The 12500-nt window shown below is 73.2% G+C and carries 13 protein-coding genes; 5 read left to right on the plus strand and 8 right to left on the minus strand.

Translation table 11 applies throughout. The annotated features are described in order from the left end of the window. Positions 1 to 4: 4 nt before the first annotated feature. From PV350_RS05540 to PV350_RS05550, 3 genes are all read right to left on the minus strand, one after another. Positions 5 to 499 (minus strand): winged helix-turn-helix transcriptional regulator, encoded by a 495-nt coding sequence (locus tag PV350_RS05540; protein ID WP_499516703.1) that lies wholly within the window; start codon positions 497 to 499, stop codon positions 5 to 7. Positions 500 to 598: 99 nt separating this feature from the next. After that, complete coding sequence (locus PV350_RS05545) at positions 599 to 958, minus strand: nuclear transport factor 2-like protein (RefSeq protein WP_500333040.1); 360 nt, start codon at positions 956 to 958, stop codon at positions 599 to 601. A 39-nt stretch (positions 959 to 997) separates the two neighbouring features. After that, the gene (locus tag PV350_RS05550) at positions 998 to 1783 is read right to left on the minus strand and encodes an SDR family oxidoreductase (protein WP_500333041.1); all 786 of its coding nucleotides are present in this window, start codon (positions 1781 to 1783) and stop codon (positions 998 to 1000) included. A gap of 160 nt (positions 1784 to 1943) precedes the next feature. Between PV350_RS05550 and PV350_RS05555 the strand changes: the two genes are divergently transcribed. Further along, positions 1944 to 3212, plus strand: a complete 1269-nt coding sequence (locus tag PV350_RS05555) for an NAD(P)/FAD-dependent oxidoreductase (RefSeq protein ID WP_500333042.1) — start codon at positions 1944 to 1946, stop codon at positions 3210 to 3212. A gap of 85 nt (positions 3213 to 3297) precedes the next feature. On the opposite strand, the gene PV350_RS05560 is transcribed toward PV350_RS05555, so the two are convergent. After that, positions 3298 to 4317 (minus strand): thaumatin family protein, encoded by a 1020-nt coding sequence (locus tag PV350_RS05560; RefSeq protein ID WP_500333043.1) that lies wholly within the window; start codon positions 4315 to 4317, stop codon positions 3298 to 3300. A gap of 210 nt (positions 4318 to 4527) precedes the next feature. Here PV350_RS05560 and PV350_RS05565 point away from each other — a divergent pair, with 210 nt between their 5' ends. After that, entirely contained in the window at positions 4528 to 6417 is a 1890-nt protein-coding gene (locus PV350_RS05565; protein ID WP_500333044.1) for a sigma-70 family RNA polymerase sigma factor, read from the plus strand. A 162-nt stretch (positions 6418 to 6579) separates the two neighbouring features. Further along, the gene (locus PV350_RS05570; RefSeq protein ID WP_500333045.1) at positions 6580 to 7095 is read left to right on the plus strand and encodes a protein-tyrosine phosphatase family protein; all 516 of its coding nucleotides are present in this window, start codon (positions 6580 to 6582) and stop codon (positions 7093 to 7095) included. On the opposite strand, the gene PV350_RS05575 is transcribed toward PV350_RS05570, so the two are convergent. From PV350_RS05575 to PV350_RS05590, 4 genes are read right to left on the minus strand one after another with little or no spacing between them, the layout of a single operon-like run. Further along, positions 7088 to 8086 carry a substrate-binding domain-containing protein gene (locus tag PV350_RS05575; RefSeq protein ID WP_500333046.1) on the minus strand — a complete coding sequence of 333 codons (999 nt, stop codon included), beginning with the start codon at positions 8084 to 8086 and terminating at the stop codon, positions 7088 to 7090. The two genes, PV350_RS05570 and PV350_RS05575, sit on opposite strands and share 8 nt — an antisense overlap. 8 nt (positions 8087 to 8094) lie before the next feature. Next, positions 8095 to 9117 carry an amidohydrolase family protein gene (locus PV350_RS05580; RefSeq protein WP_499509323.1) on the minus strand — a complete coding sequence of 341 codons (1023 nt, stop codon included), beginning with the start codon at positions 9115 to 9117 and terminating at the stop codon, positions 8095 to 8097. Further along, positions 9107 to 9814, minus strand: coding sequence for a 4-carboxy-4-hydroxy-2-oxoadipate aldolase/oxaloacetate decarboxylase (locus tag PV350_RS05585; RefSeq protein ID WP_499509324.1), 708 nt, complete (start codon positions 9812 to 9814; stop codon positions 9107 to 9109). The genes PV350_RS05580 and PV350_RS05585 overlap by 11 nt, the downstream gene beginning before the upstream one ends. Then, positions 9811 to 10926 (minus strand): zinc-dependent alcohol dehydrogenase, encoded by a 1116-nt coding sequence (locus PV350_RS05590; RefSeq protein WP_499509325.1) that lies wholly within the window; start codon positions 10924 to 10926, stop codon positions 9811 to 9813. The genes PV350_RS05585 and PV350_RS05590 overlap by 4 nt, the downstream gene beginning before the upstream one ends. Positions 10927 to 11033: 107 nt before the next feature. Here PV350_RS05590 and PV350_RS05595 point away from each other — a divergent pair, with 107 nt between their 5' ends. Together PV350_RS05595 and PV350_RS05600 are read left to right on the plus strand one after the other, a co-directional pair. After that, a complete protein-coding gene (locus PV350_RS05595) occupies positions 11034 to 11984 on the plus strand; it encodes a substrate-binding domain-containing protein (protein WP_500333047.1) in 951 nt (316 codons plus the stop codon). A 23-nt stretch (positions 11985 to 12007) separates the two neighbouring features. Beyond that, a complete protein-coding gene (locus PV350_RS05600) occupies positions 12008 to 12481 on the plus strand; it encodes an RpiB/LacA/LacB family sugar-phosphate isomerase (RefSeq protein ID WP_500333048.1) in 474 nt (157 codons plus the stop codon). Positions 12482 to 12500 lie beyond the last annotated feature (19 nt).

Raw genomic sequence — 12500 nt, forward strand, 5'->3', positions numbered from 1 at the left:
TGGGTCAGCTACGGTCGCGGCCCGCGTAGCGGGCGCGCATGAGCTCGCTCGCGGCGGGCCCCGCGGCGTAGACGAAGGCCTCGCTGTCGTCGAGCCGCCGGCCCGTGGCGGCGTCGACCACGACCGGCTCGACCTCCTCGCCGGTCTCCGCGTCGACCAGGATCATGCTGCGCTGCTCCGGCGTCAGGCGGGAGTTGCCCCATGCGGCGAGGGCCACGACGACCGGGCGCAGTGAGCGGCCCAGGTCGGTGAGGAGGTATTCGTAGCGGGTCGGGTGGGTCTGGTACGGCCGCCGTTCCAGCAGCCCGTCCTCGACGAGGGTCTTCAGGCGGGTGGTGAGCATGCTCGACGAGATGCCGAGGTTCTCCTGGAACTGGTCGAAGCGGGTGTACCCGTCGAAGGCGTCGTGCAGGATGAGCAGCGTCCACCACTCGCCGACGTGCCCGACGGTCGTCGACAGCGGGCACTCACGGTCCTCCAGCCGGATGCGGCTCACCATGTCGACCACCTCCGTGCGGTTGGTGCCAGGGTCGGCGTACGCCGTGGCTTTCATGTTAGCAGCAACCCTGGCACCACCCGTCGGGCACGGTTCCGGGGGTCAGGCGCCGATCTCCAGGCGTTCGACGAGGCCGTCGCGCAGGGCGAACCGGTAGCGCAGGTCGACGGTGCCGCCGGGGAAGTTCCCCTCGAGGTGCTGGACGGCGACGTAGTGGTGGGCGTCGGCGCGCTCGGCGCCGGTCAGTTCCGTGGTGTAGGTGTACTCGGTCGCCGCGGTCTCCAGCCATTCCCGGATCGCCGCCGTGCCGTGCCGTGTCGCGCCCTCGTCCGTCACGACCGCGTCGCCGGTGAAGGCCGAAAGGGCGGTGGCGGTGTCGCGCACACGGTGGGCGGCCAGGTAACGGGTGATCACCTCGGGGAGGCCGGTGGTGGGGATGGACTGCGGGCCGGTGGTGTTCATCGTGTCCTCCAGGGGGTCGGGTCAGGGAGTGAGGGCCGGTCAGAGGGTGGGGACGGTGCCGCCGTCGATGACGTGTTCGGCACCGACGATGGCCGACGCGCGGTCGGAGACGAGGAAGGCCACCAGCTCGGCGACCTCCGCGGGTTCGTTGGGCCGGCCGAGGGGGATGCCGCCGAGGGAGTCCATCAGGCGTCCGAGGGCGGCCTCGGCCGAGATGCCCGCCTCGCGGGCGATGCGGTCGACGAGGGCGTCGGCGGCCGCCGTCCGGACGAAGCCCGGCGAGACGGTGTTGACGCGGACGCCGTGCGGGGCGACCTCGTTCGCCAGGCCCTTGCTGTAGGTCGCCAGGGCGGCCTTGGCCGCGGCGTAGGCGAGGGTGCCGTTCCACAACGGCATGCGGCTCTGGATCGAGGTGACATGGACGACGGCGCCCCCACCGGACTCGATCATGCCGGGGAGCAGGCCGCGGTCGAGGCGGACGGCCGCGAGGAGGTTGGTGTTCAGCTCCTTCGCCCAGTCGTCCTCGTCCAGCGCCGCGAAGCCCCCGGCGGGCGCCTCGGAGTGGCCGAGGTTGTTGACGAGGACGTCCACCCCGCCCACCCGGTCGATCACTTCGCGAACGACGGCGGCGGCCCCCTCGGGGGCGGTCAGGTCCGCCGCGACGAAGGTCTTCGGGTCGGCGTCCACCGGCTCGTGGCGGGCCGTCACCAGGACGGTCGCACCGGCCTGGGCCAGCCGGCGGGCGATGGCCGCGCCGACGCCTTTGGTGCCTCCGGTGACCAGGGCACGGCGGCCGGCGAGGGATTCGTTCAGGGCGACGCTCACACTGCACTCCGGGTGACTGCTAGAACAGAAGTTATGGCTTCGACTTTAGCAGCTACTCGGGACGCCGCCACCCCTCCGCCCTCGACCAACCCCACGGCAGGCAGTCCATTGGTATAATGGTCTGACATTAACGTGTTACCCGGAACCGGGAGGGGCCACAGTGGGCAGCGGAACGCTGATCGTGGGCGCGAGTCAGGCCGGTCTCCAATTGGCCGTCTCGCTGCGGCAGTTGGGCGACACCTCAGCCATCACCCTGGTGGGCGAGGAGGAGCACGCCCCCTACCAGCGACCCCCGTTGTCGAAGGAGTTCCTCGCCGGGGAGGTGGGGCCGGAGTCGCTCGCCTTCCGCGCGCCCTCCTTCTACGCCGACGCGGGCATCGACCTCGTGAGCGGCGAGCGCGTCACGGAGGCGTCGCTGGCCACCGGGGACCGTCCGGGATCGGGCACCGCGGTCACCGCGAACGGGCGCACGCTGCGCTTCGCCCGGCTGGCCCTCACCGTGGGGTCGAGCCCGCGCCGGCTGACGGTGCCGGGTTCCGGGCTCGGCGGGATCTGCTACCTGCGCGACCGTGACGACGCGACGGCCCTGCGGTCACGGCTCGGCGCGGCGTCGCGGGTCGTCATCGTCGGCGGGGGCTTCATCGGCCTGGAGGCCGCGGCGGTGGCCCGGGCGCTCGGCAGGGACGTCACCGTCGTCGAGGCGGCCCCGCGGCTCATCCCCCGCGCCGTTGCCCCGGTCGTCTCGGAGTTCTACCGGCAGGCCCATCTGCGCCGCGGCACGCACGTCCTGCTCTCCCACGCGGTGTCCGCGTTCGAGGGGGCCGACGGCAAGGTCGCGGCGGTGCTCCTGGCCGACGGCACCCGCGTGCCGGCCGACCTCGTCCTCGTCGGCGTCGGCGTCGTCCCCCGTACCGAACTCGCCGAGCAGCTGGGCCTGGAGTGCGACAACGGCATCCTGGTCGACGCCCACGCCCGCACCAGCGAACCACTGGTGGCCGCCGCCGGGGACTGCACCGTCCAGCCCCACCCGACGACCGGCGAGGGCAGGGTCCGCCTGGAGTCCGTGCAGAACGCGGTCGCGCAGGCGACCGTGGCCGCCGCCACGCTGCTCGGCAGGCCCCGGGAGACCAGGAGCGTCCCGTGGTTCTGGTCCCACCAAGGCGACCTCAAACTGCAGATCGCCGGGCTCTCCACCGGCTACGACACGTACGTGGTGCGGGGCGAGCCCGGAAGCGAGCGCTTCTCGGTCCTCTACTACCGGCGCGGCCGGCTGCTGGCGGCCGACGCGGTCAACAGCCCGGCCGACTACATGGCGGTGCGCAAGGCGCTCGCGCGGGACGCGACCATCCCCCCGTCCCGGGCCGACGACACCGGGACACCGCTCAAGTCGCTGATCACCGCGCCTCCCGAGGTGCTGAAGTCCGCCTGACGCGTCGCCCGGCCGCCACCCCGGCCGCCGGGAACGCCGTCGCCGCGCTGCGCCGTGCCCTCGACGCCGCCTGGCGCGCCGCGGGCTACCCCGTGGTGCCGAAGGTCACCCGGTAGTCGCACCGGCCCTTGCACGCCATGGTCGCCGCGTCGTCGAAGGCGTACGAGTAGGCGTACGGCGCGGCGTCCTTGAAGACCCGGGTGTAGTCGACGGGCCATTTCGACGGCACGCAGTGCTCGCGGCCCGCCCAGGCACCGCGGCAGCAGTAGGCGTCGCCGCCGAAGGCCGCACAGGGCGGCTTGCAGCCGATCACCTGCCCGCCGGCCTTCGCCCGCATGGCGGCAGGGCAGTCGACCGGCTCGGTGCACGCCCCGCGGTAGCAGCCGTCGGGGCTGACCGGGTCGCGGGTGGTGGTGTGGGAGATGTTGATGTACATGGGCAGGTTGGCGCCGTCGACCATGCTGACGTCGTAGAAGTCCATCCCCGCGTAGGCGTCGAAGCTGAACTCCCCCAGCGTGGTGGGCGGGTTGGGCCCGGTGCACACCGATGTGCAGTCCCCGGTACGGCAGGGCCCCGCGGCCGTGGAGTCGCATCCCGTCCGGCCCCAGATGCGGCCGCCCCAGCCGTCCGGCACCGTGAGCGAGGTGCCCTGCCCGGGGGCGAGCCGGCGTCCCCGCGGATAGGCCGGCGAGTCGGTGACGACCGCCCAGACGGTTTCCTGCGTGTGGTTGACCACGGTGATCAGCCGCGCGCCGGGCGGGGCGCCGGCGGCGGACGTCCGTCGCGTCCCGGGGGTCTTCGTGGCGGTGGCGGCCGTAGGGCCGGGCGTTCCCGAAGGACGGGCGCTCGGTGAGGGGAGCGTGGCCGAAGGCGAGGGCGACACGGACGGAGGCGTCCCGCGGGAGGGGGCGGCGGACGTGCCGTGGGCCGTCGTCGCTGCGCGCCCGCCTTCGGCCGTCGCCCCGCCGGGCCGGAACGGTGACAGCGTGCCCCCGGCGATCAGCGCCGTGACCGTGATCCCGGCGGCCGCCGCGAGCACCGCGACGGCCGCCCACCGTCCGCGCCCCGTCCTGGATCCGGTTCCGTGCCGGCTGTGTCGTGCCATTCTTGTGCCTTCCTCGTCCTCGCCTGGTGCGTACGCACGTATCGGGGACCGCCGGGGCCACTGGCGGACAACACAAATCCGCTGACAGACCCTGCGGGATTTGTGTTGTCCGGGAGCGCGCGGCCCGTCTCCTGTAGGTGGAGGCATCGCGGTCGCCGGGCGGCCGCGCGGTCGTGGACAGCGAGAGCAAGTAGGGAAGAGTGGGGCCACATGCGCAAGACGCACCGGAGCGGACCCGGCGCCGGGGTGGTGGTGGCGGCACGCTCGGGCGACCGGCAGGCCCTCGACCGGCTGGTGGCGGAGTGCCTGCCGCTGGTCTACAACATCGTCGGACGGGCGCTGGACGGCCATGCCGACGTCGACGACGTCGTACAGGAGACGCTGTTGCGCATGGTGCGGGGGCTGTCGGAGCTGCGGGACCCGGCGGCGTTCCGGTCCTGGCTGGTGGCGATCACGATCCGGCAGGTCCGCGACCGTGAGCGGGACCGTGCCGCGGCCCGGCACCGCAGCGCCGGCCTGGAGGACGCCGAGCGCATACCGGACCCGGCGCTGGACTTCGCGGGGCTGACGATCCTGCGCCTCGGGCTCACCGAGCAGCGCCGTGAGGTCGCCGAGGCCACCCGGTGGCTGGACGAGGACGATCGGGAACTGCTGTCGCTGTGGTGGCTGGAGGAGACCGGGGAGCTGGACCGGGCCGACCTCGCCGCCGCGCTGGGCCTGTCGGACCGGCACGCGGCGGTACGGGTGCAGCGCATGAAGAAGCAGATGGAGGCCTCCCGCGTGGTCGTCCGGGCGCTGTCCGCGGCGCCCGGCTGCGGCGAGTTGCGGGCGACGGCCGCCACCTGGGACGGCGTGCCGAGCCCGCTGTGGCGCAAGCGGTTCGCCCGGCACATCCGCGGGTGCGGTGGCTGCGGCGGGATGGAGGAGGGGCTGCTCCCCATGGACCGGCTGCTCAGTGGGCTGCCGCTGCTCGCGGTGCCGTCGGCGCTGGACCCGGGGTGGGTGGTCGCCGCGGTGACCGGGCAGGCCGGGACCGGGCCGGCACCCGTGCCCCGTCCGGCCGCGCGCGGCGCCCACCGGGCCACCGGCCGGGCCGCGTCGCGCGGGCTGCGGACCCCCGTCCTCGGCGGGGCGGCGGTCGCGGCGGTGGTGGCCGCGGCGCTGGTCGCCACCCGGCTCCTGACCGGTCCGTCGCCGGCGCCGCAGGCGGACGCGCTCCCGGCGGCCTCCCCCACGGCCGCCACGGCGACGGCCTCGCCCCGCTCCCCCAGCCCGTCGCCCTCGCCGAGCCCCTCCAAGAAGCCCACGAAGAAGGCCCCGTCACCCAAGACGACCCGGCAGGCACCCGTGGTGCGGGTCGCCTCGTCCGGCAAGAAGGGCGTCGGTGTGTGGACCTTCCCAGGCGTGGGCAAGGCCCTCGCCTCGTCCGGTGCGAGCTGGTACTACACCTGGTCCACGGGCCACCAGGACGTCGCCTCGCCGCCGTCGGGCCGCTTCGTTCCCATGATCTGGGGGCCCGCCTCCGTCACCGCGGACTCCCTGGCCCAGGCGAAGGCGCAGGGCCCGTACCTGCTCGGCTTCAACGAGCCCGACATGGCCCAGCAGTCGAACATGTCGGTGGAGCAGGCCCTGACCCAGTGGCCGCGGCTGATGGACGCCGGCCGGATCCTCGGCAGCCCGGCCGTCGCCACGAACGGCGCCACCCCCGGCGGCTGGCTCGACCGCTTCATGTCGGGCGCCGCGGCCAAGGGCTACCGCGTCGACTTCGTCACCCTGCACTGGTACGGCGGCGACTTCCGCACCGCGGAGGCCGTGTCTCAGCTGACGTCCTATCTGGAGGCGGTCCACCAGCGCTATCACAAGCCGATCTGGCTGACCGAGTACGCCCTGATCGACTTCTCCCACGGAACCCGTTTCCCCACCCCGGACCAGCAGGCCGCCTTCGTCACCGCCTCCACCAAGGCCCTGGAGACGCTCCCGTACATACAGCGCTACGCCTGGTTCGGCCTCGGCGCGGACCCGGCCAAACCCAGCAGCGGCCTGTTCACCGACGGCACCCACACGACCCCCGCGGGCCGGGCCTTCCAGGCGGCCGGCTGATCCGCCAGACGTGATGGGCCGCGCCGGCGACCGGGGGGGGTGGGTGGTCGCGGCGCGGCCGTACTGCTCGGCTTCCCGGGTGAGGCCGGTTCATGCAGCCGGTTCCGGAAGAGGGAACCCCTGCCCGGGCGGGCGGCGTTGGAGGAACCGGAGGGCTGCGACATGAGGACACGTCAAAAGGATCGCGACGTTCCGGGGCCGGGCGCGGCGTGGAACGAGGTCGTGCCGGGGCTGTGGATGGGCGGCCACTACTGGACCGACGCCAGGGGCGAGCTGCAACCGGCCGTGGCGGGCTGCGAGTTCGACCTCGTCGTCAGCCTCTTCACGCGCTCCGGGCACGGCCCGGCACCCGGCGTGGAGCACCTCGTGGCCGAGATCCCGGACGGGCCGCTCACCTCGGGGCAGATCGAGGCGGTGCAGCGGCTCGCCCGCACGGTCGCCTGGGCCGTGCGGGGCGGACGCCGCACACTGGTGCGCTGCCACTCCGGTTACAACCGTTCCGGGCTGGTCGTGGCGCAGGCGCTCGTGGACGGGGGCCACGAGGTGACCGGCGCCGTCGCGCTGGTCCGGGAGCGGCGCTCGCCCTGTGCGCTCAACAACGGGACCTTCGTGGAGTACCTCACCACGGGCCTGGACGTGGCGCGCCTGCTCACGGACCTGGACCCCACCCTCAGATGACCGCAGCCTCCAGCGACTCCGGGGCGAAGAGCTCCTCCGGGGTCCAGCGGCGGCCGGAGAGGCCCTGCTCGTGGTGGTAGCGCAGGAAGGTGGCGAGGGTGTCGCGGTTGGCGCCGAGCCCGTACGACCAGTAGTCGCGGCCCAGCAGGTCTCTGGCCTCCTCCAGCTGCGGGGTGAGCCAGGGCAGCATGAAGCGCAGCGCCGAGGTGTCGTAGAGGGTGGCGTACGCGGCGTCCTTGGCGGCGAGCAGCGCCTTGTACAGGGACTGGGCGACCCAGGGCTGACGGTCGTACACGTCGCGGCGGACGACGACCACGTGCATGATCGGGAAGATCCCCGTGGCCGCGTGGTACTCCTTCTCGGCGGCGACGACGTCGGGGAACACCCGGCGCACCCGGGGGTCGCCGGCGGTGAAGGGACCGGGGACGCGGGGGGTGCACAGGGCGTCGATCTCTCCGGAGGAGAGGAGCTCGGAGAGGGTACGGCCCTCGGGGACGCGCTCGACCCGCACCGTGCCGGGGAGGTCGACCGAGGCCTTCTCGACGCGGCCGGGGGTCTCCTGGCCGCCCGTGACGTAGGTGACCGAGTCGAAGGGGACGCCGTGCCGGTCGGCGAGGATGCCGCGCATCCACACGCAGGCGGTGAGCTGGAACTCGGGGGTGCCGACACGCTTGCCGCGCAGGTCCTCGGGGCCGGTGATGCCGGAGTCGGCGTGGCAGTACAGCGCGCCGTGCCGGAACATGCGGGAGGTGAAGACCGGCAGGGCCACGAAGGGCGAGGGCTCGGTGCCGTCGCCGAGGGACAGGACGTACGAGGAGAGCGACATCTCGGCGACCTCGAACTCACGGTGCCGCATCATCCGGAAGAAGGTCTCCTCCACGGGCAGCCGCAGGTAGGTCAGGTCGATGCCGTCGGGGCGGATCGTGCCCTCCTCCAGGGCGCGGGTGTGGTCGTAGTCGCCGCAGGCGAAGGTGAGGTGCAGTCGGGTCATGGTGCGGGCTACCTGCCTTCCGCTGTGAGCCGGGCGTCCAGGCGCGGGTAGACGCGCCGGGCGTTGTCCTCGTAGACCTTGCGCAGTTGCCCCTCGGTGAGGCCGGCCCGGTCGACGTACTGCTTGGTGTCGTCCCAGGCGATGCCGGTGGCGGGGTCGACGCCGCGGACGGCGCCGAGCATCTCCGAGGCGAACAGGATGTTGCCGGTGTCGACGACCCGGTGGAGCAGGTCGATGCCGGGCTGGTGGTAGACGCAGGTGTCGAACCAGACGTTCTTCATGACGTGTTCGGCGGGGTCGGGGCGGCCGAGCCGGACGGCCAGGCCCCGGTAGCGGCCCCAGTGGTAGGGGACGGCGCCGCCGCCGTGCGGGACGACGAAGCGCAGCGCGGGGAAGCGGGCGAAGAGTTCGCCCTCCACGAACTGCATGAAGGCGGAGGTGTCGGCGTTGAGGTAGTGCGCGCCGAGGGCGTGGAAGGCGGGGTTGCAGGAGGCCGACACGTGGATCATCGCGGGGACGTCCAGTTCGGTCATGACCTCGTAGAGGGGGTACCAGTACGGGTCGGTGAGCGGCGGTGCGGTCCAGTGGCCGCCCGAGGGGTCGGGGTTGAGGTTGCAGCCGACGAACCCGAGGCCGGTGACGCAGCGCCGCAGTTCGGCGACGGCGTCGTCGAGCGGGCCGCCGGGGGTCTGGGGCAGCTGGCACACCCCGGCGAAGTGCCGGGGGAAAAGGGTGGTGACGCGGTGGACGAGGTCGTTGTTCGCGCGGGCCCAGTCGCGGGCGGTCGCGCGGTCGGGGACGTGGTGCTCCATCCCCGAGGCCTTCGGGGACAGGAGCATGAGGTCGGCGCCGCGTTCGCGGAGCAGCTTGAGCTGGTGGTCCTCGATGCTCTCCCGGACGGCGTCGTCGCTGATGGCGGTGGGCGCCGGGGCGGGGAGGGCGGGATCACGGAGCCTGGCGAGCTGGGCGTCGCGGTAGGCCTGATGCTGTGGCGGGGCGGTGGTGTAGTGGCCGTGGACGTCAATGATCACCGGTGGCCTCCTGGTCGGCGTCGGCGTCGGCATAGGTCAGGCCCTTACGGGCGAGGCGGTCGCGCATGGCGTTGACGTCGAGCCCGAGTTCGCCGTTCGCGTAGCGCTCCCGGGTGCCCGCCTCCTTCTCCTCGCGCGCGCGGGAGGCCGCCAGCACGTCGGCGGCGCGCAGCCGGGGGACGACGACCACGCCGTCGTCGTCGGCGACGATCACGTCGCCCGGGGCGACGTGCTGCCCGGCGCACACCACGGGGAGGTTGACGTCGCCGAGGGTCTCCTTGACGGTGCCGAAGGCGCTGATGTGCCGTGCCCAGACGGGGAAGCCCATCCGCTGCAGGTCGGCGACGTCGCGGCAGCCGGCGTCGATGACGACGCCGCGCACCCCGCGGGCGGCGACGGAGGTGGCGAGCAGGTCCCCGAAGTACCCCGCTTCCGAGGGGGAGGTGGGGGCGACGACGAGGACGTCGCCGTCGCGGCACTGCTCGACCGCGACGTGGATCATCCAGTTGTCGCCCGGCGGGACGGCGACGGTGACGGCGGTGCCGGCGATGTGCGCGCCCGGCCAGACGGGGCGCAGCGCCGGGGAGAGCAGCCCGGTGCGGCCCTGGGCCTCGTGGACGGTGGCGACGCCGTACGCGGCGAGGGCGTCGACGGTGGCGCGGTCGGCGCGGCGGGGGTTGCGGACGACGACGCTCATGCCGCCGCCCACGGCAGCAGGGAGACGTGCACGGCGTCCTCGCCCGTCTCCCCGCCGACGGTCCTGATGGCGCGGTCGGCCTCGGCGAGCGGGAAGCTGTGGGTGCTCAGCTTCTCCAGGGGGAAGCGTCCGGACGCGAGTTGTTCGAGGGCGAGTTCGCAGGAGCGGTAGCTGTGGCCGCGGGCGCTCTTGAGGCTGATGGACTTCTCGGTGAGCTTCTTCATGGGGAAGTCGGGGAAGGCGGCGAGTTCACCCTGGACGACCATGACGCCCTCGCGGCGCTTGAGCGCGTCGATGCCGAGGAGGACGGGTGCGGTGCCGGCGCCCGCGGTGCAGTCCAGGACGACGTCGACGCCGCGGCCGCCGGTGATCTCCAGTACGCGGGTGAGGGCGTCCTCCCGCTGGACGTCGACGACGTGGTCGGCGCCGAGTTCGCGGGCGAGGGAGAGCCGCGCAGCGTCGCGGGTGGTGCCGGTGACGACGACGGTGGCGGCGCCGGCCTGCTTGCAGGCGACGACCTGGGACAGGCCCTGCTGCCCGGGCCCCTGGATGAGGACGGTGGAGGCGTAGCCGACGCCCGCGGTGACCAGGGCCCATTCGATGCCGTTGGACAACGGCGTGACCAGTCCGGCGAGTTCGGCGGAGACCCCGTCGGGGACGCGGTGCGTCACGGCGTTCCAGGGCAGGTAGAGGTACTGGGCGAAGCCGCCCCACAGGTGGTAGGGGTGGTCGGCCGAGGTGTAGCCGTAGCGGCGGGCGTCGGGGTTGGTGCGCCAGTCGGTGGCCTCGCAGTGCCGGTACTCGCCGCGGTGGCACCATTCGCAGCGGAAGCAGCCGACGTAGTGCTCGGCGAAGACGCGGTCGCCCTCGCGCAGGCCCTTGCGCTCGGTGAAGGTGCGGCCGGCCCGCGCGATGACGCCGACGTTCTCGTGACCCATGATCACGGGATCGGCGAAGGGCGGCTTGCGGTACATCTTCACGTCGGTGCCGCAGATGCCCGCGACCTCGACCTTCAACAGGGCTCCGTCGTCAGGGACGTCGGGCATCGCGAACTCTCGCAGCTCGGTCGTGCCCGGGCCCGTCCTGACCGCCGCCAGCACCTTTTCGGCCATGGCCTCTCCTCGTGTAGGGGCTGTTCGCGAGGCACCTTAGTCTATGGCCTTATGGTCTGACCATGGTACCTTTCCCTGTGTCAGGAAGCGTCAGAAGGGCGGACGGCATGGACGGCACGGCGCGGCTCAGGACGGTCACGCGCACGCAGGGCAACAACGAGGCGCTCAAGACCGGCGCCGTCACCCCGCACGGCTTCCGCTTCGACTTCGAGGAGGTGCCCGTCCTCGTCGACGCCTTCCGGCGCATGGTCCGCGGGCTGGAGTTCGACGTCAGCGAGATGGCGCTCACCACCTACCTCGTGGCGAAGGCGCACGGCGCCCGGTTCACGGCCGTCCCCGCCTTCCTCGTCCGCGGTTTCCACCACGGCGCGATCCACCACGACCCCGCTTCGGACGTCCACGGACCCAAGGACCTGGAGGGCCGCCGGGTCGGCGTGAGCCGCGGCTACACGGTCACCACGGGCGTGTGGGCGCGGGCCGTCCTGCGGGACGAGTACGGGGTCGACCTCAGCCGGGTGACCTGGGTGCTCTCCGGTGACGAGCACGTCGCCGACTACCGGCCGCCGGCCAACGTCGTCCCGATGGAACCGGGACGCTCCCTGGAGCAGATGCTGCTCGCCGGCGAACTCGCCGCCGTCATCGGGCCGCCCCCCAAGTCGCCCGCCCTGGCGCCGCTGATCCCCGACGCGCAGGAGGCGGGCTTCACGGCCCTGCGCGAACGCGGGCTCTACCCGGTCAACCACCTCGTCGTCGTCAAGGACGAACTCCTCGCCGCCCGGCCCGAACTGGGTGCCGAGGTCTTCGACGCCTTCGCGCGCGCCAAGTCTCGCTACGTCGAGGGGCTGCGGGACGGCACCCGCGGTTCGGGCACGGCGACGGACGGCATGTACCGCCGGGTCATGGAGACCACCGGCGCCGACCCGCTGCCGTACGGCATCGAGCCCAACAGGGCGGTGCTGGAGGAACTGCTGCGGCACGCGGTGGACCAGCGCATCCTCGACCGCGCGGTGCCGCTCGACGGCCTGTTCGCCGAGACCACCCGCGACCTGACCGCCTGACGTCCCCCGAAGGAGGAGACACGGTGCGCATCGCCATCGCCGGGGACCACAACGGGGTCGCCCTCAAGGCCCGGCTGACCGCCTGGCTCACCGCCCGCGGCCACACCGTCGACGACCGCGGCAGCCACAGCGCCGACACCGTCGACTACCCGCCGCTGTGCGCGGACGTCTGCGACCGGGTCGTCGCCGGCGCCGCCGACCGCGGCATCGTCCTGGGCGGCAGCGGCCTGGGCGAGACCGTCGCCTGCAACAAGATGCCCGGCATCCGGGCGGGCCTGTGCCACGACGTGTGGAGCACCCGCATCTCACGGGGGAACAACGACTCCAACGTGCTGGTGCTGGCGGCGATGGTGCTCACCGCCGACCTGGCCGAGGAGATCGTGGCGGCCTGGCTGGAGACCCCGTTCAAGGGCGGCGTGCACCAGCGCCGCGTCGAGCAGATCGCCGCCCTGGAACGGCGCCCCTCCCCCACCGCGCCGGGGTCCCCGGGGGCCTGACCGTTCGCAGGCCCCCCGA

Origin of the sequence: Streptomyces sp. PA03-6a, assembly GCF_033792765.1 — a bacterium.
Taxonomy (GTDB): Bacteria; Actinomycetota; Actinomycetes; order Streptomycetales; family Streptomycetaceae; genus Actinacidiphila.

Coding starts and splice junctions, on each gene's coding strand:
- PV350_RS05540 (WP_499516703.1), bottom strand. CDS start 499: ATGGTGAGCCGCATCCGGCTGGAGGACCGTGAGTGCCCGCTGTCGACG.
- PV350_RS05545 (WP_500333040.1), bottom strand. CDS start 958: ATGAACACCACCGGCCCGCAGTCCATCCCCACCACCGGCCTCCCCGAG.
- PV350_RS05560 (WP_500333043.1), bottom strand. CDS start 4,317: ATGGCACGACACAGCCGGCACGGAACCGGATCCAGGACGGGGCGCGGA.
- PV350_RS05565 (WP_500333044.1), top strand. CDS start 4,528: ATGCGCAAGACGCACCGGAGCGGACCCGGCGCCGGGGTGGTGGTGGCG.
- PV350_RS05570 (WP_500333045.1), top strand. CDS start 6,580: ATGAGGACACGTCAAAAGGATCGCGACGTTCCGGGGCCGGGCGCGGCG.
- PV350_RS05575 (WP_500333046.1), bottom strand. CDS start 8,086: ATGACCCGACTGCACCTCACCTTCGCCTGCGGCGACTACGACCACACC.
- PV350_RS05585 (WP_499509324.1), bottom strand. CDS start 9,814: ATGAGCGTCGTCGTCCGCAACCCCCGCCGCGCCGACCGCGCCACCGTC.
- PV350_RS05590 (WP_499509325.1), bottom strand. CDS start 10,926: ATGGCCGAAAAGGTGCTGGCGGCGGTCAGGACGGGCCCGGGCACGACC.
- PV350_RS05595 (WP_500333047.1), top strand. CDS start 11,034: ATGGACGGCACGGCGCGGCTCAGGACGGTCACGCGCACGCAGGGCAAC.